The organism is Limnobacter olei (genome assembly GCF_029087225.1).
Lineage (GTDB): Bacteria > Pseudomonadota > Gammaproteobacteria > Burkholderiales > Burkholderiaceae_B > Limnobacter > Limnobacter olei.
On the sequence record NZ_JARFJD010000031.1, the window covers coordinates 1 to 21,070 of the forward strand.

Below are 21,070 nucleotides of genomic sequence, written 5' to 3' on the forward strand. Positions count from 1 at the left end.
GCTGCTCGCCCTCGGGCGTGGCCAGGCTCAGATTGGGGATCCGAACGGTCAGCTTGAAGGGGTTGACCTCGGGCAAGTCCATTTTCAGCACATGGCCCGAACGTTCAAGCACCTGCTTTTCAGCCTGCCAGTGCACCAGGCGCGGCAAGCCAGCCCAGGCGAACAGGTAAACAAAAACGAGGATGAAAAGCGGTATTAACACCACTTTGGAGCGAAGAATATTGGCGATTTTCATTTTTATTGGTTATACGGTGGACATATGCCGTCAGTATCCTAGATCCCAGCGCTGGTGTACACTAACGCCTTCTTGCGCGGCTGTAGCTCAGTGGATAGAGTATTGGCCTCCGAAGCCAAGGGTCGTGGGTTCGATCCCCGCCAGCCGCGCCATTCGCCCGCATCAACACCCTACCTATAAGTAGCGATTCAAATTCTTCTTTTTTGACAGGTTCCTGGCGCAAGGCTTGAATGTTGGGCTGTACCACTCCCCACTTCTCACCATGTTTAACTCCAGCTTCGGCAAATTGTCGCTAACCCAACCTGCTTTTTATATTCCCCAAGCACAACATTCATTACTTGATGTGATTACTCACAGCTACGGCATATTGCCGGGCCAAGAGCCGGTTTTTTCGGTGTTATTGGATTACCTGCTGGCACTGAACCCAACTGTTAAAAATCCGCGCATGGCCTTGGGCAGCCAAGCCCCGCGAACGCTCGATTTTATTTCGCACGACCCGCATGTGCTGTTGTGCATGAACCCCGAGGTGGTGAAGGCCCGCATACGCCAAGTGGTGAATGGCGGAGGCGAGTTTGCGCTGATCGATACCGCACGTAAGTTTGTTCCCAATGACCCAGCCGAGCGCGGTGTGTATGAATTTTTGGCCCGGGTAAGCAACGACACGCAGCATGTAACCGACTTTGCTGGTTTTGGCCTTGGTGTACTTGGTTATTTAAGTGGCGTACAAAACCGGGACGTGATGGGTCGATTACAACAATTGAACACCGAACGATTGGCAGGCAAGCTGAGCGAGCGTCAATACCAGTTACGCCAGCAAGAGATACTGAATAACTACCTAGCAAAGCTGGGCTGGATAGGCAGGCACATGCACGGCGGCCAGAACTCGTTCAACGTGCTTTACCAAAACAGGGCGGTGGGCGTGAACCCCTCGCCAGTGTTTGTAAAGCATGCGGAAAGAATGGCCAAGTTGAGCAAATTTGCGAAAGGGGGTGGGTTGTTACTGACAGCGTTTGGAGCGGTGGGGGCGTGTGGGAAGATTGCTTCAACTGATAGTGTTCAGAAGAAGAATGAGGTTCTGTGGGTTGATGGATCAGGAATTCTCGCGGGTGCGCTTGGCGGCACAGGCGCGGGTGTAGCGGTCGGCTTGCTGGTCGCGAGTGGCCCAGTGGGGTGGGGTGTTGCACTAATTGCCTCAGCCTTGGGCGGTTTCTTTGCGCAAGAAGCGGGCAAGGCGGTTAGCAAAGTAGTGTTCGACCAATATGGTCAAAAACTTGATTTGGTCAGCGGTACCTCACTAGGACGATTCTGTTCATGATTGAGTCATTTGTACACTTTTTGATTTACAGCATATTGCTGATGGTGGTTGTGTTTCCGACCAGTTTGCTGCTTTTGACTTGGATTACACCAGTCTCTGTGATTGATCGTTACTTGCAGCCGCCTCACTTCAGTGAATTTGAATCTTTGGCATATCGATACTTCCCAAGTAGTCTTATCCGTACTAACTTGTTCAGCTTGGCGATTGCGATTCCATTTGCGAGGCAAATCAGAAAATTTGGTGACATTCACACGCAGGTGCCGCTATGGTTCAACTTGGCTTGCCGATTTTATATGTACTTTGTATTCGGCTATGCTGTTTTATGTATGGCGGCGATGGGGTTGATTGCGATATGTCTTATGTTCGGGTACCTGCCTTAACGGTCTAACGCCGAGCACTTCTATTTCTATATTGGCTTGGTGAATGATATGCGATTCATTGATAAAGAGTTTCAGGCTGCTTTGGAAGGAGACGATCAACTCGGCATGGTTATTCGAGCGCATATACACATTGAGGCCGGACTAAACGATGTGCTCGATGTTTTACTCGTCAGTCCCAAGCATGTTGAAAAAATGAATCTCGACTTTTCTCAAAAAGTAATGTTGGCGACAGCATTGGGCTTACGTCCTCGTTATCAGTCACCGCTTTTAGCACTTGGAACTCTTAGGAATGCATTCGCGCACCAGCCGGGGACTACTCTGACCAAGAGCAGAGTGGATGCTTTGTATAAGTCATTTGCTTCTGAAGACAAGGAAATCATACAAATTTCGCATCGAAAAACACGCAGTCAGCTTGATGACACTCAGGTAGCTGAGTGGAATCGGCTGGAGCCAAAGGATCGCTTTATCTTGATGGCAGTGACGCTAAGGGCCTTGCTCCAGGCGACATATAATCAAGCAAGCGTCCGAGGCAAGGGCCTATGAATTTTTCGCTCATTTTTAATGTTGTCCGCTATGTCGATATCGAAAGCTGCACACATCGCGACCTTCATCGACTTTAAGCCAGCCGATATATACGTTTTTGTATCAAACCCCGAGAACCTTTCCCTTTGGGCTGCCGGCTTGGCAAACACTTCTCGGAATTGAAATCTAATGAAGCCACGTCCTCCTACCGTTCCACTGGCACCCAACGCGATTCAAAAAGGCACACCGCTGAAGGTTTTGATGAACCGGGAGTCGATTGAGTGCCTGGCTCAAAACATTCTGTATGTGCACAAGGCATTTCCTGCTGAAGCGTTTTGCCAGCACGCACTGACCAATCTTGAACCCTTGGAGCTGATGCAGCGCGCACAGCACATTGCAAAATCGTTGCGGGAATTTTTGCCTGCCAATTACCAGCAAGCTGTGTCCATTCTGATTGACTCATTCACGCTGGCAGAAACCGAAGTAGGGTCCTTGGGGCTGGCTGGGTTTTTCTACATGCCTCACAGTTTTTTCATTGCCGATTTCGGTTTAGACCCAAGTTACAACGACGGCAATGATCCATTCGATATCTCCATGCAGGCCTTGCGTGAACTCACCATGCGGTTTACGGCTGAATTTGCCATTCGACCTTTTCTCATACACCATCAAACACGCACCCTGGAACAGGTTGGCAAGTGGCTGGGTGACCCCAACCCGCATGTAAGGCGGCTGTGCAGTGAGGGCACACGCCCCAAGCTGCCTTGGGGAAAACGGATTCAGTCATTTGTAGCAAACCCGCAGCCCACATTACCCATACTCGAACACCTTAAAAACGACGAGTCGTTGTATGTGCGCCGCAGTGTGGCCAACCATCTTGGGGATATTGCCAAAGACCACCCGGAGATTGCCTTTTCAACTTGTGAGCGTTGGCTTCAGGCGGGTGCGTCCGACGAATTGAAGTGGGTGGTGCGCCATGCTGTGCGCTACCATGCGAAGAAGGGCGATGCCAGGGCTTTGGAAATTAGGGGCAGGGCGAAGGGTTGAACCACTTCAAGGAGATGACGATGTCGAACAACACAGGTACAGTGAAGTTGCACAGAGTATTGCGCGCGCCAGCAGAGCGGGTTTACAAGGCGTTCACCGATCAAAGTGCGTTGGAGTACTGGAGCCCACCTTATGGTTTCACGGGCACCATTCATGAAATCGATGTTCGCGAGGGTGGCGGCTACCGCATGTCATTTACCAACTTCAGCACCGGCAGCAGCCACACCTTTGCAGTGAAATATCTGGAATTGGTGCCCAATGAAAGAATCCGAAGCACAGATCAATTCGACGACGACAATCTGCCCGGGGAAATGATTGTCACAGTTGATCTGAAAGCAGTGTCTTGCGGAACGGAGCTACGCATTGTGCAGGAAGGAATCCCCTCAGTCATCCCCGTAGAGATGTGCTATTTAGGTTGGCAAGAATCGCTTGAGCAACTGGCAAAGCTGGTTGAGCCTGACATTCCAGACCACGGTTAAGGAAAGTTGTCGTTAAGTGCTTGACCGGCGTGGGGCATGCTGGGATATTGATGTTTCAAACTGATATCCCGCTCCCCACATGCAAAATCACTACTCATTCATCGGCGGCCACGAGGGCCCATGGCGGGTTACCCGTTGCCACGCAGTTGTGGGCGAGCCTGTTGATGCTGTACAAAGGCTGAACGTGGTGAACACCCCTGCAAGCCAGCTAGGCCAGCGCGGCACTTGGGTGCTTCAGGGTTTTACCAGCAATGTGCGTTATGCCGAGCGCCATGAAATTACCCAACTGCGAGCCAGGCAAGAGGGCTTGAATCGACCTGCCTCGACCTGCGCTGCGCTGATACCAATCAAGAAAAATGCGCAGTGGTGGGCTTTGTCGCAAGATGAACGCCGTGCAATATTCGAGGCACAGTCGCACCACACTGAAATTGGATTGGCTTACCTGCCGGAAATCGCCCGGCAATTGCATCACTCGCGTGATCTTGGTGAGCCTTTTGACTTTTTAACTTGGTTTGAGTTTGCGCCAGAGCATACCGATGCATTTGATGAGTTGCTCGTGAAATTACGGGCCTCGGAGGAATGGAAGTATGTGGAGCGTGAAGTGGACATTCGCTTGCTGAAGGTCCCAGTGTGACAACACAAGAGTACCAAGGCCTATCCATTCGGGTTTGTACAAAGCGAATAAATTGTGAATCGGCACGCGTCGTAGTAAACCGTGGGAGAAGAAATTATGGAAAAGCGCAAGCAAGTTCTAATTGTTGGTTTGCAACCGGAGTTGATTGACTTTTCCCGCCCTGAATACGCAGCCTTTCCTGGGCTGACAGCCGAGAAAGTCATGGCCGGGTTGAATGCAGGTGCGGCCAGTTTGAGGGCGCAGGGTTATGAGGCGCAACTTTGCTTGACTGACTTTGGTGCCACGGCTGAAGATGTGCTTCGAAGCGCTTTGATCCAGAATCAATATGATTGCGTGTTGGTCGGTGCAGGCGTTCGAACAGTACCCACACATTTTTTGCTATTCGAGAGAATAATCAACACCATCCATGCGCATGCGCCGAGTGCGAAAATCTGCTTTAACACCAATCCCGGTGACACGGCCGAGGCTGTAAATCGCTGGGTTTAAAAGGAATTCTGCCGAGGTGCCAGTTTTACCCGACGTTCTTCAGCCGGACTTAGATATCATATTCTGCGGCATCGCCCCCGGTGCGGTATCCGCCCAGCGTGGAGCGTATTGCGCCATGGTGTAATTTGGCCAAGTTAGTGAACAGTGTGCCAAGCACCTCAACTATTCAATTAATCTAAAAGCATTCGATGAAATTACTAATTTCGTGTTTAACGAGTTTCATGATTCTCGCGCCCGCACTCGCCGCCGACCCCCCCCAAGCCCTTCGCACGATCCAATCATTGGACGTACCCCGTTACATGGGCACCTGGTTTGAAATCGCGAAATACCCCAACCGTTTTCAGAAGCAATGTGTGCGCAACACCAGCGCCGAATATTCATTGCAAAAAGACGGCACGGTGAAAGTAATGAACCGTTGCCAACTGGCCAGCGGCGACATGGATGAAGCCGAGGGGCAGGCTCGTCAAATTGGGGGTTTGAAGTCGCCAAAGCTGCAAGTGCGTTTTGCACCCGCGTGGTTAAGTTGGCTGCCCATGGTGTGGGGTAAGTACTGGGTGATAGACCTAGACCCGGAATACCAGTTGGTGGCCGTGAGCGAGCCCAGTCGCGAATATCTGTGGGTTTTGGCTCGCACGCAACAAGTGGACGAAGCCAAATACAATGCACTGCTGCAACGGCTGAAAGCCAAAGGTTTTGACTTGAACAAGCTTGAACTGTCGCCGCAAGGCAGTTAAACCATGCGCCAGTTGAATCCCAAGAAATTGCTGCTTAGTAAGTGGACCGCCGCGAAGCCCGTGAACAAGGAAAAGCATTTTTTGGTTCGCAGTGCCGTGAAGCCTGCCAGCGAAGATTTGCCCATTGAACTCTTTGAACTGGAAGCTGTGCATTCAGGCAGAACGCAAATTATTCACTGGCGGGATTTGCAAGACGAAGCGCAGTGGTTGCAGGGGTGGAAGTGACCACGTTTAACCATCGATTGGTACTTATAACAAGCAAATCAATCGTGGCCTTACCGACAGAAAACACAATTGCTTTCGCGCTGCTGCGTTACAATGCGCCTGTTGGTGCTCTTGGAACAGTCCATGTTCTGAAGTTAAACGGGAAGCCCTTTGGCGCTGCCCCCGCAACGGTACGCAGACAAGCCTTGTGCTTGGCTTTCATCAAAAACCATTGGGTGTTTTAAACGCCTGAGAAGGTGATGAGGGTTCGTCTGCCAGCCCGGATACCGGCCAACAGCGGGGTGTGCAATTTGCACACTGTGTCCCATGCACTGTCGGGGAAGGCGGTGAGGGTACTCGTCAATCAAACTTACAATGAACTCAATTCGCTTGGGAAAGCTATGGCTTGCCACGCCGGTCGCTATTGCTGCGGCCGCTCCTGTATTTGCACAAACCAATCCAACTTTCGAACCCGTGTTGGTCACCGCCACCCGCACCGAACAGCCTGTCACTGATGTGTTGGCCGATGTCACGGTGATTGATCGCGATACGCTAAGCCGCGCCGGGCAAACGTCGCTGCGTGAATTGCTGGCCCAACAGCCGGGCGTGCAAATGTCTTCCAACGGCAGTTACCGCTCTAACACGGGGATTTTTTTAAGAGGTGCTTCGGCCACACAAACCATTTTGCTGGTGGATGGCGTGCGTGTGGGTTCTGCAACCAATGGTAGCCTTTCGCTGGAAACCATTCCGCTTGAATCCATCGAGCGCATCGAGATATTGCGTGGTGCTGCTTCAGCCTTGTATGGCCCAGATGCAGTGGGCGGTGTGATTCAAATTATTACGCGGCAAGCGGGTGTTCCCCGGCGTTCTGTCAGTGTGGGTGTGGGCACCGATGGCCAGCGCCTGGGAGCCGCTCATTTCGGTGGCAAAAGCGGTATTTTTGGCTACAACCTGGGCTTCTCGCATGAGCGAGGCAGCGGCATTGATGCCAAGACGCCCGCGGCAACCGGCTTGAATCCGGATGAAGATCGTTTTGAAACCAGCAGTTTGAATTTCAGTCTGGTGGCCGATATACACACCAATCACCAACTGAAGTTTCAATCCCTGTATAGCAAAGGTCTGTATGGTTTTGACGGAACGCCATCGCCCAACCCGCTGGGTTTGAATTCCATGAATAGCGAGGCAATTGCCAATCCAGAAGTGAACCAGTCCAGCCTGCAATGGGTAGCAAACTGGGCTCCTCGTTGGAAGTCCACCGTATTGGTTGCGCAGTCCGATGACAAGTCGGTCACTGAATATCGCCGCCTGTCCGATGGCGCAGACGCCGGTGTCGCACGGTTCAACACCAAACGTGACCAATACAGTTGGCAAAACGACATTGGCTTTGGCAGCGATGTGCTTACCCTGTTGGCCGAGCAACGCAGCGAAGAAGTGGATAGCACCACGAACTACCCCGTGAAGGCCCGCACGATTGATGGATTGATGGCTTCTTACGCCTTGAACCGCGACCAGTGGGACGCGCTTGGGGTGCTGCGAAGCGACGACAATTCCCAGTTCGGGCGTTTCAATAACTATGCCTTGTCAGCTGGCTACAAACTGAATTCACAATGGCGTTTGGTGGGCAGTGCGGGCAGCAGCTTTCAGGCGCCCACCTTCAATCAGTTGTATTTTCCCAGAACTGGCAATTTTTCTGGCAATCCCGAATTGCAACCCCAGCGCAGCCGCTCGAAAGAACTGGGTGTGAAGTACGCAGCACACGCCCTTGCAGCCAGCGCGGTGGTGTATGAAAACAAGGTGCAGGGTTTCATTACGCCGTCGACGAATGTGCAGTCGGACCGTGCCACTTTGCGTGGCGCTACGTTTGCGGTGGATCGCCAGTTTGAAACACTGTTGGTCAAAGCTTCCTATGATTACACCGACCCCAGAACCGAACCCGATGACAAGCGCATTGCGCGCATTGCCCGCCATGTATTCAATTTAAACTTGAGCCGTGAAACCGGTCCCTGGCAGTACTATGGTGAACTGAAACTGGCCAGCGACCGTATTGACCGGTCTGGAAGCCGAGAATTTAACTTAGGCGGTTATGGCTTGTTGAATGCGGGTGTTGGTTACAAAGTGAATCAGGATCTAACCGTGTCGGCCCGTTTGAACAACATCACCGACAAAACCTATTCACTGGCCAATGGCTTTACCACACCTGGCAGAAACCTGTTTGTGTCTGCCAACTGGTCTTTTTAAAGGGTGAAACCTGATTGACGCACATGCTTGCCCGTTCTGAACTGATATTGGGTGGCCAGCGCAGCGGTAAATCGCGCCGCGCTGAAAACCTGGCTATTCAATGGCTTGAGGCCGATCCACAACGGCAAGCCGTACTCGTGGCCACAGCCCATATTGGCGACGATGAAATGCAGCAACGCATTGAGCAGCACCAGCTTGACCGCGCAAAGCGCGTGCCCCGTTTGGTGGCGGTTGAGGAAAGCCTGTACCTGCCTGCAGCCTTGAAATTGCACAGCACCAGCAACACCCTGTTGATCGTGGATTGTTTAACCCTGTGGTTGGTTAACTGGTTGATGCCACCACCCGGTGTGCCTGCACCTGCACAAGGGTTTCACCATGCGGTCGAGCAACTGGTTCACACGCTGCACAACTTGCCAGGGCCGGTGGTGTTGGTGAGCAATGAAATTGGTTTGGGTGTTGTGCCCATGGGCAAGGAGGTGCGCCATTACGTGGATGAACTGGGGCGCTTGAACCAAACCATGGCCGATGCATGTGAACGGCTTACCTTGATGGTGGCCGGGCAGGCGCTGTATGTGAAAGGGGCACCCGCATGAAAATATTTGGCGTGCGGCATTCAATCGCTTTTCTGCTGGCATTGTCGGCATGGGCTGCACACGCAGCACCGCAGCGCATTGTCAGCCTGTTGCCTTCGCTCACTGAAAGTGTATGTGAATTGGGGGCCTGTAGCCGCTTGGTGGGTGTAGATCGATATTCCAACTGGCCAGCATCGGTTCAACAACTGCCCCGTGTAGGCGGCGGGATTGATCCGAATATTGAAGCGATTATTGCATTGAAGCCAGACCTTGTGTTGATGGCAGAATCGACACGTGCAGCCGAAAGGTTGCAGGCACTCGGCCTGAAAGTGCTGATGCTTGAGCCAAAAACACATGAACAGGTGCAGGTGGTGATGGCCAAAGTGGGCGAAGCCTTGGGACTTGCACCGGCAAAGGCCGAGCAGGTGTGGCGCAATGTGGATGCGGGTGTGTCTGCGGCCGCGGCCTCCTTGCCGGAACATGCGCGCGGTATTCGCGTTTATTTTGAAGTGAACCGGGCGCCCTACGCGGCAGGTGAATCATCTTTTATCGGTCAAACACTCAAGCGCCTTGGTGTGGGCAATGTGGTGCCTGCTGAACTGGGGCCGTTTCCAAAGCTGAACCCTGAATTTGTGGTGCGTGCCAACCCCGACCTTATTATGGTGGGTCAGCGCAATGTGCAAGGCATGACCGAGCGGCCCGGCTGGCAGCGCCTGCGTGCGGTGCGTGAACAACGCATTTGCATTTTCAACAGTGACGATGAGGACGCCATTGTGCGCCCCGGCCCCCGCATGGCCGAAGGTGCCCGCCTGCTGGCGCAGTGCATTCTGAAACACAGCAATGCAACACCATCAAGCCGGGGTGGTGCCTTATGAATACACGTGCAAGCCTGTGGCTGGGTGTTTTGTTGTTGGCCTTAAGCCTGTTGTTGTGCGCCATCGGTTTGGGTGTGGGCAGCACAGGTCTTGAATCAGTGTGGCGCATGTGGGGTGACCCGGTGGCCCATCAAATTATTGTCGATATTCGTGCCCCACGCACACTGGGTGCTTGGGCCGCCGGTGCCTTGCTTGGACTGGCGGGTGCGGTTGCGCAAGGTCTGTTTCGCAACCCCTTGGCCGATCCGTTTTTGTTGGGCAGCGCGTCGGGTGCTTCCTTGGCGGTGGCAGTGTCGCTGGCTGTACTGGGCGTGTCGCCATTTGCCGAGGCGTGGGTGGTGCGGCTGGGCCTAACCGGTGCCGCTTTTGTGGGTGCGGTGGGCGCTGTGCTGCTGACCCTGACGTTGGCCAAAGGCGTGCAACATACATTGCGCCTGTTGCTGGCAGGTGTGGTGGTTGGCATGGTGTTGGGTGCGCTGACATCATTAATCACCATTGCAGTTCCGCAAACCTTGCAGGCCATGCAAGCGTTCATTCTGGGTTCTACCGGTTTTGTGGGTTGGCAATCGCTGGGAATCATGCTGCTTTCCGGCGTGTTGTGTCTGGCTGTGGCCTGGGCTTTTTCCCGCACGCTGGATGCCCTTACCTTGGGAGAACACACCGCGCAAAGTCTGGGTTTGCCCTTGCGCCCCGCACGCATGGCGTTGATCGCTGTGGTCGCTTTGGCCACCGGCACTGCCGTTGCACACACCGGCCTGATTGCCTTTGTGGGTTTGGCTGCACCGCATTTGGTGCGCGCTGCGGTGCGCACTACCTATGCACAGTTGGTGGTGTTGGCCAGCCTGATGGGTGGGGTGTTGCTGCTGGCTGCCGATATTCTGGCCCGTGGTTTGATTGCGCCTCAGGAAATTCCCGTTGGCGTGTTGACTGCCACGCTGGGTGGCGGCTATTTGCTCTGGCTGATGCACAGAAGGGCGGGGTAATGAACATGAACCAGAATACTGCCGCATTCGAGGTAAAAGGCCTTTCGGTTTCACTGGGTTCGGGCCGCTTTGCGTGCCCCGTCATACACCAGCTTGATACTCGTATTGCGGCTGGCCGCTGGACCTGTGTGGTGGGCCCAAACGGCGCGGGAAAATCCACTTTTCTGCGTGCCTTGGCTGGGCTTGTTCCCACGCAGCGAGGCCGTGTCAAGGTGAATGGAAAAGACTTGCAAAGCTATGCACACCGCGAACGCGCCAAAACTGTGGCCTGGCTTGCCCAGGGCGGGGCCGATCAGGCTGCTGATGACTTGAGTACCTACGACATCGTAATGCTGGGCCGCTTTCCCCATTTGCCCTGGTTAAGCCCGCCCGGCCCAGCCGACCACGCCGCTGTGCAGCAGGCCATGGAACAAACCCGTGTGTGGGAATGGCGCAGCCGTTTGTTTGGAAGTCTTTCCGGGGGCGAACGCCAGCGCGTGCTGCTGGCGCGCCTGTTGGCTGTTCAGGCCGACATTGTGTTGATGGACGAACCCTTGGCCAACCTCGACCCGCCGCACCAGGCCGACTGGATTGCGCTGGTGCGTAGCCTGGTAGCCCAAGGACGAACGGTGGTGACCGTGTTGCATGAAATTTCCCTGGCCTTGCTGGCCGACGACCTGTTGGTGTTGCAAGCAGGCCAATTGCACTACGCCGGCCCCAGTCACGAGCCGACGGCACACCACGCCCTGCAAACTGTTTTTGATCATCGACTTTCCATTCACCAGGTGAACAACCGTTGGCTTGTGTTGCCAACCTGACCGCGAGAGAAAACCCCATGCAAATTGAAACGCCCCCCACCGAGAAACGCTACGACAGGCCCGAAGGCGAAAGGCGTGGCCTGATCATCGTGAACACCGGTGATGGCAAAGGCAAAAGCACTGCGGCATTTGGCTTGGCCTTGCGTGCATTTGGGCGAACCCATGTGCATGGCAAGCTCGTGAAAATTTACCAGTTCATGAAAGTGCCCAGTGCGCGTTTTGGTGAACATCGATCGTTCGAGCAACTGGGTTTGTCCATCGAAGGGCTGGGTGATGGCTTTAGCTGGAAAAGCAAAGACATCGAACATTCAGCGCAACTGGCCCGGGACGGCTGGGCCAAAGCCCGCGACACCATTCTGGCTGGCGAACATTTCATGGTGGTGCTGGATGAACTGACCTACGGCTTGATCTACGGCTGGATTTCGTTGGAGGATGTGTTGCAAACCCTGCGTGATCGACCCAAGGACGTGCATGTTGTAATCACCGGGCGGCGTTGCCCGCAGGAAGTAATGGATATGGCCGATACGGTGACAGAGATGACCATGGTCAAGCATGCTTTCAAGGCAGGTATACCGGCCCAGCGCGGTATCGAAGATTAAACGCAACGCAAATGGACAATGCCAGCCCCGCTTTGATTTCCGCCACGTCTTTTACATCCATTGACGGTTTGGCTGGTGCCATGCTGGTGGCTTTGCTCGTCGATTATTGTTTCGGCGAACCGCCGGTTCGCTGGCACCCGGTGGTGTGGATGGGCAATTATCTGGGGTGGGCAGGTCGCTTGTTTGCGCCTGCAATAGGTGTTGTGCCCAGCAAAGTGACGGCCCCATTCACAGCCGGTGCCTTGGCGTGGTGTGTGGGTGCTGCGGGCGTATTCATTCTGGCTGCGTTGCTTTCAATGTGGTTGGCACAGGCGAATTGGGTTTTCCAAGTGTTGTTGCTGGGCCTGTTGTTCAAACCCATGTTGGCCTGGCGGGTGCTGCGCGATGAAGTACACGCTGTTGAAAAAGCCTTGCAACGTTCACTGCCCGAAGGCCGACAGCAGGTGGCGCGTTTGGTCAGCCGCGATGTGAACGGCCTGAGCGAGGCGCAGGTTCGGCAGGCTGCCATTTCTACACTTGCAGAAAATTTAAATGACTCTGTGGTAGCCCCGCTGTTCTGGTTTGCGGTGCTGGGTTTGCCAGGCGCTGCAGTTTATCGCTTTGCCAATACGGCCGACGCCATGTGGGGCTATCTTGGCGAACGCGCAGGGCGCGACTGGACCTGGGCAGGCAAGTGGGCAGCACGCGCAGACGATGTGTTGTCCTGGTTGCCTGCCCGCATCACTGCCGTGCTGATTTGCCTGTTGTTCAAAGGTCGTGGCCTGTTTCAATTACCCGGTATTGCACAACAAACCCCTTCACCGAATGGCGGTTGGCCCATGGGGGCCTTGGCTTTGGGGATGAATATTTGTTTGGAAAAGAAAGGCGTGTATTGTTTGAATAGGCAAGGCGAGGCGCCCCGCAGTGGCCATATCGAAGCCGCCTTGCATGCCTGCGCACAAGTGGTGGTATTCATAGCGGTGCTTTGCTTGGTGGCTGTTTTGTGGGGGGTAACATGAACACACGGATACATGGCGGTACCGATGAGCACGGGCCCGTGCCCTTTGACTTCTCCAGCAATGCCAATGCCGTTGGGCCTTGCCCTGCGGTGTTGAACGCAGTTCAGCAGGCTGACGCACTGCGTTACCCCGACCCGAATTACACGGCCTTGCGCACTGCGCTTGCCGACTTTCATCAAGTGGATGAATCCAGAATTGTGGTTGCGGGCAGTGCAAGCGAATTCATTCAACGCCTGACCACCTGCCAGTGGCGCAAGGGCTGCAATTCTTACTGGGTGCCGCAACACGCTTATGGCGATTATGCGCACGCCGCGCAGGTGTGGGACATGGAACTGGTTGATGACCCAAGTCAGGCTGGCTTGGTGTGGTTGTGCAACCCTTCAAGCCCCTTGGGGCAAACTGAATCGACCGAGCTATTGAAAATTGTAGAGGACCACCCCGAGGTGGTTGCCGTGCTTGATTGTGCTTATGAACCCCTGTGCCTTGATGAACAGGCCCGCACGGCCGTGCAAAAACGAGACCATTTGTGGCAATTGTGGTCGCCCAACAAGGCATTGGGCATGACAGGTATTCGCGGCGCTTACGCCATTGCACCCGTGGGTGAAAGCCGAGCGGTGTGCGCACTGAATAGCCTGGCACCTTCCTGGCCGATCGGCACGCACGGGCAAGCAATGCTGCTTGCCTGGACCTTGCCGGAAACACAAGGTTGGCTGGCCGAAAGCCGCAGCGTGCTGGCGCAATGGAAACTGGATCTGCTGGATTGCCTTCACCAGCGGGGTTGGGAAACGATGCCCAGCATTGCCTCGTTTGTGTGTGCCAAAGCACCTTGTGGAATTGATGAGGTGCACCTGCGCGCGCGTGGCATCAAGCTGCGCGATGCCACCTCGTTTGGTTTGCCCGGCTGGTGGCGCTTGTGCGCGCAAGGGCCACAGGCCATGGCTGCGCTTTCAAGTGCGCTTGAATATTATCCTGCAAGGCAGGGCCACGAATGACCGCAGTGTGTGTCATGGTTCTGGGCACCAGCAGCGGTGCAGGCAAAAGCTGGGTGACCACTGCACTGTGTCGCCATTACGCACGCATGGGTTTCAAGGTGGCCCCCTTCAAGGCACAAAACATGAGCAACAACGCTCGTGTGGTGGCGGGGTTGCATGGCAGTGAAGGGGAAATTGGTTCTGCCCAGTATTTCCAGGCGCTGGCCGCATGTTGCGAACCGCATGTGCACATGAACCCGGTGTTGTTAAAACCCGAAGCCGACACCAAAAGCCAAGTGGTGGTGTTGGGACAAGTGGACATGGCGTTGAGCAAGACCCCGTGGCGGGAACGCAGCGCCCAAGTGTGGCCGCACATCATGGCATCACTGGATGCACTGCGTGCCGACCATGATGTGGTGGTGATCGAGGGCGCAGGTTCACCCGCAGAAATCAACCTGCATGCCAGCGACATTGTGAACATGCGCGTGGCCGTGCACGCGCAGGCGCGCTGCCTGCTGGTTACCGACATTGACCGTGGTGGGGCTTTTGCCCACTTGTACGGCACCTGGGCTTTGTTGCCCACCGAGGAACGTGCCTTGATTCGCGGTTTTGTGTTGAACAAATTTCGAGGTGATGCGGCCTTGCTGGCTCCTGCGCCCGAACTGTTGCAGCAGCTGACCGGTGTGCCCACCGTGGCCACCTTGCCCATGTGGTTTCAGCATGGTTTGCCGGAAGAAGATGGGGTGTTCGATGACCGCAGCCGTTCCACTGGCCGCGTGCACACCACTGTTGCTGTTCTGGCTTTTCCGCGCATCAGCAATCTGGATGAATTCCAGCCCCTGAAAAACATGCCCGGTGTGCGTTTGGTGTGGGCCCGCACACCTGCCGATTGTGCGGGTGCTGACTGGATCATTCTGCCGGGTTCAAAACACACCACAGCCGATTTGGCATGGTTGCGCGAACAAGGGCTGGACCAAACCGTGGCCGAGCACGCCGAACAAGGCAAGCCCGTGTTGGGCATTTGTGGTGGCCTGCAAATGTTGGGTGAGGCACTGGTGGATGCGCACGGCATTGATGGCAATGCACCGGGGCTGGGGCTTTTGCCTTTGGTGACCTGCTTTGAACCCGACAAAACAGTGCGCCGTACCACGCTGCTTTTTGGCGCCGTGCAAGGGCCTTGGGCCGCGTTGGCGCAGCAACTGGTCAACGGCTATGAAATTCACCATGGTCAAACCGCGCAACACCCGGCGCTGGCTCAAGCCGGGCAGCTGGCCCGCGAAGTGCTGCCCGGTTTGGGTTGGCAAAATACAGCGGGCAATGTGCTGGGTGTTTACGTGCACGGCCTGTTTGAAGATGGCGCAGTGTTGGCCGCACTGTTTGGCGCACAAGCCCCCACGTTGGAAAGCGTATTCAACGGGTTGGCAGATTTTCTGGAACAACATGTTCAGCCGGGCGTGTTGAATGCACTTATCGAACCCTAATTCTTAAGGTACACAGCACCCATGCCATTTGATTTACCCCTTGTTCGCGACCCCTGCAGTGCTGTTTTGCAAGCACGGATCCAGGCCTTGCTTGACAACAAAACCAAACCGCTCGGTTCATTGGGCCTGCTTGAGAAACTGGCCGTTCAAATAGGCCTGGCCTTGGGCACTGACAGCCCGGTTCTGGAACAGCCGCAATTGCTGGTGTTCGCAGCCGATCATGGTTTGGCACAGCGCGGGGTGTCCGCCTACCCCAGCGATGTGACCTGGCAAATGGTGGAAAATTTTCTGGCTGGTGGTGCGGCGGTCAGTGTACTGGCACGCCAGCATGGCTTGAATTTGGGCGTGGTCGATTGCGGTGTGCGCCATGACTTCACGGCGCGCCCCGGTTTGTTGATTCGCAAAATTGGATATGGCACGGCTGACAGCCTTGAAGGCCCGGCCATGTTGATTCATCAATGCGAACAGGCGCTGCTCAATGGTGTTGAGTTGCTTCGCAGCCTGCCTGGCAACGTGCTGTTGTTGGGGGAAATGGGCATTGGCAATACATCGGCTGCAGCGCTTTTAATGGCGTGTTTCACCGGGTACGACATTGCTGAATGCACCGGTGCGGGCACGGGTTTGAATCCCGAAGCTGTTCAGCGCAAAACGAGTATTTTGCGGCAGGTTTTAAGCCAACATGCCAAGGCACAAACACCGCTTGAAATACTTGCAGCCGTTGGCGGGTTTGAAATTGCAACGATGGTGGGGGCGGTGTTGCAGGCCGCTAGTGAACGCCGTGTGGTGGTGGTTGATGGTTTTATTGCCACTGCAGCGGTGCTGGTGGCGCATGCAATGTGCCCCAAGGTGTTGGCGTACTGTGTTTTTGCGCATCAATCGGGCGAGCAAGGCCACCGCAAGATGCTGAAATTCTTGAATGCACAACCCTTGCTTGATCTTGGTTTGCGTTTGGGTGAAGGCTCTGGTGCAGCTTTGGCGTGGCCCTTGCTGGTGTCGGCTTGTAGCATACTGCGCGACATGGCCAGTTTCGATTCAGCCAGCGTATCGCGCGCAGGCGATGCAACACAGGCGTAATTTCCCATGCTTCAACTGCTCACTCAATTCATTCGCCACTACCTGCTTGCAGTGCAGTTTTTCACACGCATACCCATTACCGGAAAATTGGCTGAGTGGGTGGGCTTCTCGCCCGCCATGTTGCGTGCCAGTGCTGCACATTTTCCCGGTGTGGGCTGGCTAGTGGGAGCAACATGTGCAGCCGTGTTGTGGGGTTTGGTGTGCGCCTTGCCTGAAGTACCCGCTGCAAGCTGGGTGGCAGCCGTGTTGTGCACCGTGTTCAGTGTAATGTTGACGGGTGCGTTTCATGAAGACGGTTTGGCCGACACGGCTGATGGCTTGGGTGGCAGCATGAACCGCGAACGCGCGCTCGACATCATGAAAGATTCCCGTGTGGGCACCTATGGCGCACTGGCGTTGGTGCTGGTGGTGTTGCTTAAAATCAGCCTGCTAACCATGTTGTTGCAAATCGCAACCTTGCCGATTGCAGCGGTGGGCGTGTTGGGTGCGCATGTGGTGTCGCGCTTCTTGCCCTTGTTCATTATTCGCAGTTTGCCGCATGTGGGCGACACACATCAATCCAAATCAAAGCCACTGGCTGATCAAATTGGCAATCGTAGTTTAGCGGTAGCCACGGTGTGGGCTGCAATGGTTTTTGGTGTGTTGTATGCGCTTGCACCAGGCGCACCCTGGTGGGCAGCTGCTTTGGGCGCCGTATTGGCACTGGGTTATATGTGGCGCTTGCTAAAACGCAGGCTGGGCGGATTTACTGGCGACGGTTTGGGGGCCACACAACAAGTGTGTGAGGTGGTTTTTTACCTGGGCTTGTTATTGGCTTGGCCGCTGGCTGCTGTGTCATGAAGCTGTGGTTGGTTCGCCATGCCCCGGTGCTGTTACCTGCAGGAATTTGCTACGGCGCAAGCGATGTATTGGCCGATGATGCGGCCAGCCTGCAAGCGGCCCGGCAAGCAGCAGAACAATTGCCGCTAGGCTTGCCTGTGCGTGTTTCAGGCCTGCTGCGCGCGCAACAACTTGCAAACCATTTGGCGGCGCTACGGCCCGATCTCCCCACCGCAATTGTAGATGCCCGCTTAAATGAAATGAACTTTGGTTGCTGGGAAATGCAGCCTTGGGACGCAATTCCACAAACCGCATTCGACGCCTGGCTGGCTGATTTTGATCACCATTGTTTTGGCGGTACTGAAAGCACACATTTGGTGTTGCAACGCGTGTGGCAGGTATTAAAAGGTATCCAGAGCAATGAATTGTGGATTACCCACGCTGGCGTCATTCGCGCGGTGCAGTGGATTGTTGAACACGGTTTTGAACCTGTTCAAAAGGCTGAAAACTGGCCGAAAACGGTGGTGGAGCCGGGGGGTTTATTGAGTGTTAATTATTGATAATCACGCTACCCACCTACCGGCCCCTTCAATCACCAACCCCCTCGGCCCACGCACTTCATTCTGGTTTGCATAGGCCCAGTTCAAGGCCTTGCACATTTCATCTGAAAATTCGTTTTCGTTTTGCTGGTGCAAATCCATGAACTGTTTGGATGCCACCATGGCGCGCAATTCCTCAAGCAGGCCCGGCTCGTTGATGTAACGCACCACGCCATGCACGTAGTTTTCAACTGAATCCGCCACGCAGTATTCAGCCAGTCCCAGCGAAGCCAAAATGTCGTAGTCACTGCGCGAATGGGGTTCGGCACCGATCAGGCTGATCACAGGCAGGCCCAACACCATGCAATCGATGGTGCTGGTGGCGTTGCCAAACGGGAAGGGGCTGAGTGCCAGGTGGTGCTGGTTGAGCATGTTCAGGTAGGCTTCATAACCCGTGCGGCGGGCCACCACGGCGGTGGGGAAGAAGCTGCGCAGGCGTTTCTCGGTTGAAAGGTGACCAACGCCGTATTCATTGGGGAAGAAGGTGAAGCGAATCGGCTTGGCCGAGAGGCGTTCAATCTCCTTCAGCGCAGTCATGAAGCCCAGGTTGATCTTCATGGTGTTGCAGGGCACCGCAATCGACACCACAGCGTCATCCAGCACTGGGGGTGGTGGCAGTTTCAAGTCTTTGTGGGCCTCGGCCACATTGCCAATTTCGCTCTCCAGAATCAACATGTTCTCATTCACCACACCGGAGCCGCCAAATACGCGGGTGGTCACAAATGCTACGTCCATCTCGCTGCTAAAGCTGCTGGCCGGGTGGCCAAAGCTCATCGCTTGTAGTGGGGCCCAGCGCAGGTTTGCGAGGGAAATTCCCCAAGAGCGCATGCCCACACTCATGAACCAGGCAATGTCGGGGGTGCATTGGTTCAACACCGGTTGCAAGTTCATTTCTTCTTCGGGTACTTCAATGAACTCATCGAACAGGCCAATGGATTGATCATCCACATCGGCTTTCATTGACACCATGACCAGGTAGTAATCGCGTTTCAGGCGCTTGATCATGGGTGCATACCAACGGTACATGGCGTGCACCGACTTGAACGTTTCTGCAATCACCACCATCACGGGTTTGTTGTCGATGTTCCCGGTGTGACGCACGCTGCCAGCAGGTTTGGCCTGTATGCCTTTGGCCTTGTGCACACGTTTGAACCACTGGTTCAGGTGTTTTTTGATTTCATGTTTTTTAGGTGAGGTGCTGTAGCTGCACAGCATCCAGATATTCGAGATCAAGGCGCGGTATTGGTCGAGCGGGCGCAGTGCGCCATAGGGGTTGTACTCTTCCAGCAAGAATGTGCGGCCAGCATCGCCTGTCACGGTCAAGGGCAGGCGGTCGAGCAACAGGCCAATCGCCAACAGGGCCGAAGTTTCCGTGCTTTCCAGGGTCAATTCCACGAGGTCGGCCGGGTCCAGGTCGCCCACGCTGGCCAGCAGCAGGGCGCGCACCAAAGCGGGGTTATCCGTCAGTTGTTTTGCTTTGCGTTCGTGTGCCTTGTTCAACAACAGCTTGAGCACAGCGCGGTTGTTGCCATAACCGGAAACTTCAAACACATGGCTCATGAAGCGCTTTTGTTTGGTCAGCACCAACAGGCTGTTCAAACTCAGGGCGTGCTTCAGATCGGTGAGTACATTCACGTACAGCGCGGCAAACCTTGTGCACAGTTCTGTGGTGCCCACCACGTTTAACTGCATCAGGCTGGCATACGGATTGTTTCCGCACTCATTCACCAGCACGGCCAATTGGTTAATGGTTTTTTCTGCATCCTGCTGTTGAATGAATACGCCACTCTCTATGCTTTGCAGTTTTGCATCAATGTCATCAAACAGCGGTTGTAGTTGTTCTTCCAGGCTGGCTGTGGTCATGGTTTAGAAAATCTCAAACTTAAAGTGGAACGGTGCGGCCAGTGGCCGAGGCTTGTGCAATCGCCTGGCTCAAGGCCAGGCCTTCTGCAGCGACACCAGTCGACAAGGTGTAGGCATTCAGCTTTTCATCGCGCATGGCTTGTGCAATGTCGGCGTAGTAGTTGGCAAAGGCTTCGATAAAACCCGAGGGGTGGCCAGCCTTAAAACGGTTGTAGCGGGGCTGTGCGGTTATTTCACTGCCGGTTGAAATTCGGTCGAGCAACATGCGGTTACCTGCTTCATCGGCGGCTTCAATCATTTCCGGGCTTTCCTGATGCCATTGCAAACTGCCTTTGCTGCCGAATATCCGAATGCGCAAGCCGTTTCGATAACCCAACACCGCTTTGCCGTACCACGCGTTGACCATCAGGTTGTTGCTGTATTGAATGACTGCATCCACTTCATCAATGAGCCCAGGCGATACGTTGGTGATTGCGCGTTGCCAGGCATTCACGGCTTGTGGTGTGTTGCCGCACACAAAGTTCACCAGGCTGTGCAGGTGTACAAAAAGGTCGAGCGACACACAGCTGATGTCGCCGTCTTCAAGCCGCCAGGCCTGAATGGCGTGGGTTTTGTTTTGGTTGCTCAGCCGCATGTAGGAGTCTTGCGGCATTTCCACCATCACCTTGAACACGCTGCCAATGGCACCACTTTCCACGCGGCGTTTCATCTCGCGCACGGCGGGGTAGCCGGTGTAATTGAAAATTGAAAATACCTGGGTGTTGTCGGGCTGGACACGGGCCAGTAGTTCTTTGCATTCCTGCACATTGGCCAACAGGGGCTTGTCGGAGATGACCCGCAAGTTGTGGTCGAGTGCCAAATGAATGTACTGCGCATGCGACTTGATCGGCGTGGCAATCACCACCGCATCCACTTCGAGCGCTACTGCATCGATCAGCGCTTCTGCGCTGGGGTACAGTTTGTTGGCCTGCACATTGTACTGGCGGCCCGATTCGGCATTGAATTCCGGATTGCGGCTAAAGCACCCGGCCACCAGGTCAAATTCATTGTCCATTTTCATGGCAATCTCATGCACGCGGCCCACGGCTGAATTTACACCGCCGCCTATCATGGCGACCCTGATGGGTTTGTGCAGTGGTTTCAGTGCGTTGTATTTGCTCATGTTCAA

24 protein-coding genes, 1 tRNA gene and 1 riboswitch are annotated in these 21,070 nt (G+C 54.8%); of the genes, 22 read left to right on the forward strand and 3 right to left on the reverse strand.

The genetic code is table 11. The features are described from left to right. Positions 1 to 235: hypothetical protein (locus tag PY990_RS14620; RefSeq protein ID WP_275272231.1), on the reverse strand; the 235-nt coding region annotated here is incomplete at its 3' end. Positions 236 to 311: 76 nt separating this feature from the next. Here PY990_RS14620 and PY990_RS14625 point away from each other — a divergent pair. The 22 genes from PY990_RS14625 to PY990_RS14730 all read left to right on the forward strand — a co-directional run bounded on the left by PY990_RS14625 (position 312) and on the right by PY990_RS14730 (position 18,000). Continuing rightward, positions 312 to 387 (forward strand) — tRNA-Arg (locus PY990_RS14625). A gap of 110 nt (positions 388 to 497) precedes the next feature. Next, the gene (locus tag PY990_RS14630; protein WP_275272232.1) at positions 498 to 1,550 is read left to right on the forward strand and encodes a hypothetical protein; all 1,053 of its coding nucleotides are present in this window, start codon (positions 498 to 500) and stop codon (positions 1,548 to 1,550) included. After that, positions 1,547 to 1,930: a hypothetical protein gene (locus tag PY990_RS14635; RefSeq protein WP_275272233.1), complete on the forward strand. Its 384-nt coding sequence runs from the start codon at positions 1,547 to 1,549 to the stop codon at positions 1,928 to 1,930. Before PY990_RS14630 ends, PY990_RS14635 begins: the two co-directional genes overlap by 4 nt. A 48-nt stretch (positions 1,931 to 1,978) precedes the next feature. Beyond that, entirely contained in the window at positions 1,979 to 2,473 is a 495-nt protein-coding gene (locus tag PY990_RS14640) for a hypothetical protein (RefSeq protein ID WP_275272234.1), read from the forward strand. A 168-nt stretch (positions 2,474 to 2,641) separates the two neighbouring features. Further along, on the forward strand, positions 2,642 to 3,496 hold the full coding sequence (locus PY990_RS14645; RefSeq protein ID WP_275272235.1) for a DNA alkylation repair protein: 855 nt from the start codon (positions 2,642 to 2,644) through the stop codon (positions 3,494 to 3,496). Positions 3,497 to 3,516: 20 nt separating this feature from the next. Continuing rightward, on the forward strand, positions 3,517 to 3,975 hold the full coding sequence (locus PY990_RS14650) for an SRPBCC family protein (protein ID WP_275272236.1): 459 nt from the start codon (positions 3,517 to 3,519) through the stop codon (positions 3,973 to 3,975). A gap of 79 nt (positions 3,976 to 4,054) precedes the next feature. Next, the gene (locus PY990_RS14655) at positions 4,055 to 4,609 is read left to right on the forward strand and encodes a chlorite dismutase family protein (protein WP_275272237.1); all 555 of its coding nucleotides are present in this window, start codon (positions 4,055 to 4,057) and stop codon (positions 4,607 to 4,609) included. A 96-nt stretch (positions 4,610 to 4,705) separates the two neighbouring features. Then, the gene (locus tag PY990_RS14660; RefSeq protein ID WP_275272238.1) at positions 4,706 to 5,095 is read left to right on the forward strand and encodes a hypothetical protein; all 390 of its coding nucleotides are present in this window, start codon (positions 4,706 to 4,708) and stop codon (positions 5,093 to 5,095) included. 221 nt (positions 5,096 to 5,316) lie between these two features. Further along, positions 5,317 to 5,829: a lipocalin family protein gene (locus tag PY990_RS14665; protein WP_275272239.1), complete on the forward strand. Its 513-nt coding sequence runs from the start codon at positions 5,317 to 5,319 to the stop codon at positions 5,827 to 5,829. A gap of 3 nt (positions 5,830 to 5,832) precedes the next feature. Next, positions 5,833 to 6,054 carry a TIGR02450 family Trp-rich protein gene (locus PY990_RS14670; RefSeq protein ID WP_275272240.1) on the forward strand — a complete coding sequence of 74 codons (222 nt, stop codon included), beginning with the start codon at positions 5,833 to 5,835 and terminating at the stop codon, positions 6,052 to 6,054. Positions 6,055 to 6,140: 86 nt separating this feature from the next. Next, positions 6,141 to 6,343, forward strand: a riboswitch (cobalamin riboswitch). A gap of 65 nt (positions 6,344 to 6,408) precedes the next feature. Beyond that, entirely contained in the window at positions 6,409 to 8,271 is a 1,863-nt protein-coding gene (locus PY990_RS14675) for a TonB-dependent receptor domain-containing protein (RefSeq protein WP_275272241.1), read from the forward strand. A 23-nt stretch (positions 8,272 to 8,294) separates the two neighbouring features. Next, complete coding sequence (locus PY990_RS14680; RefSeq protein ID WP_275272242.1) at positions 8,295 to 8,864, forward strand: bifunctional adenosylcobinamide kinase/adenosylcobinamide-phosphate guanylyltransferase; 570 nt, start codon at positions 8,295 to 8,297, stop codon at positions 8,862 to 8,864. Then, positions 8,861 to 9,718 (forward strand): ABC transporter substrate-binding protein, encoded by an 858-nt coding sequence (locus PY990_RS14685; RefSeq protein ID WP_275272243.1) that lies wholly within the window; start codon positions 8,861 to 8,863, stop codon positions 9,716 to 9,718. The genes PY990_RS14680 and PY990_RS14685 overlap by 4 nt, the downstream gene beginning before the upstream one ends. Next, on the forward strand, positions 9,715 to 10,701 hold the full coding sequence (locus PY990_RS14690) for a FecCD family ABC transporter permease (protein WP_275272244.1): 987 nt from the start codon (positions 9,715 to 9,717) through the stop codon (positions 10,699 to 10,701). The genes PY990_RS14685 and PY990_RS14690 overlap by 4 nt, the downstream gene beginning before the upstream one ends. A gap of 5 nt (positions 10,702 to 10,706) precedes the next feature. Next, a complete protein-coding gene (locus PY990_RS14695) occupies positions 10,707 to 11,498 on the forward strand; it encodes an ABC transporter ATP-binding protein (protein ID WP_275272245.1) in 792 nt (263 codons plus the stop codon). Between the two features lie 17 nt (positions 11,499 to 11,515). Further along, positions 11,516 to 12,097 (forward strand): cob(I)yrinic acid a,c-diamide adenosyltransferase, encoded by a 582-nt coding sequence (gene cobO, locus PY990_RS14700; RefSeq protein WP_275272246.1) that lies wholly within the window; start codon positions 11,516 to 11,518, stop codon positions 12,095 to 12,097. Positions 12,098 to 12,108: 11 nt separating this feature from the next. Beyond that, positions 12,109 to 13,095, forward strand: coding sequence for an adenosylcobinamide-phosphate synthase CbiB (cbiB, locus tag PY990_RS14705; protein ID WP_275272247.1), 987 nt, complete (start codon positions 12,109 to 12,111; stop codon positions 13,093 to 13,095). Further along, positions 13,092 to 14,087: an aminotransferase class I/II-fold pyridoxal phosphate-dependent enzyme gene (locus PY990_RS14710; RefSeq protein WP_275272248.1), complete on the forward strand. Its 996-nt coding sequence runs from the start codon at positions 13,092 to 13,094 to the stop codon at positions 14,085 to 14,087. Before cbiB ends, PY990_RS14710 begins: the two co-directional genes overlap by 4 nt. Next, entirely contained in the window at positions 14,084 to 15,547 is a 1,464-nt protein-coding gene (locus tag PY990_RS14715) for a cobyric acid synthase (protein WP_275272249.1), read from the forward strand. The genes PY990_RS14710 and PY990_RS14715 overlap by 4 nt, the downstream gene beginning before the upstream one ends. Before the next feature lie 21 nt (positions 15,548 to 15,568). Beyond that, complete coding sequence (gene cobT, locus PY990_RS14720; protein ID WP_275272250.1) at positions 15,569 to 16,621, forward strand: nicotinate-nucleotide--dimethylbenzimidazole phosphoribosyltransferase; 1,053 nt, start codon at positions 15,569 to 15,571, stop codon at positions 16,619 to 16,621. A gap of 6 nt (positions 16,622 to 16,627) precedes the next feature. Next, entirely contained in the window at positions 16,628 to 17,461 is an 834-nt protein-coding gene (locus PY990_RS14725; RefSeq protein WP_275272251.1) for an adenosylcobinamide-GDP ribazoletransferase, read from the forward strand. Next, a complete protein-coding gene (locus tag PY990_RS14730; protein WP_275272252.1) occupies positions 17,458 to 18,000 on the forward strand; it encodes a histidine phosphatase family protein in 543 nt (180 codons plus the stop codon). The genes PY990_RS14725 and PY990_RS14730 overlap by 4 nt, the downstream gene beginning before the upstream one ends. A gap of 3 nt (positions 18,001 to 18,003) precedes the next feature. Here PY990_RS14730 and PY990_RS14735 read toward each other — a convergent pair whose 3' ends face one another. Both PY990_RS14735 and PY990_RS14740 read right to left on the reverse strand, forming a co-directional pair. Next, positions 18,004 to 19,902 (reverse strand): tetratricopeptide repeat protein, encoded by a 1,899-nt coding sequence (locus PY990_RS14735; protein WP_275272253.1) that lies wholly within the window; start codon positions 19,900 to 19,902, stop codon positions 18,004 to 18,006. 19 nt (positions 19,903 to 19,921) lie between these two features. Beyond that, positions 19,922 to 21,064, reverse strand: coding sequence for a Gfo/Idh/MocA family protein (locus tag PY990_RS14740; RefSeq protein ID WP_275272254.1), 1,143 nt, complete (start codon positions 21,062 to 21,064; stop codon positions 19,922 to 19,924). Positions 21,065 to 21,070: the final 6 nt, after the last annotated feature.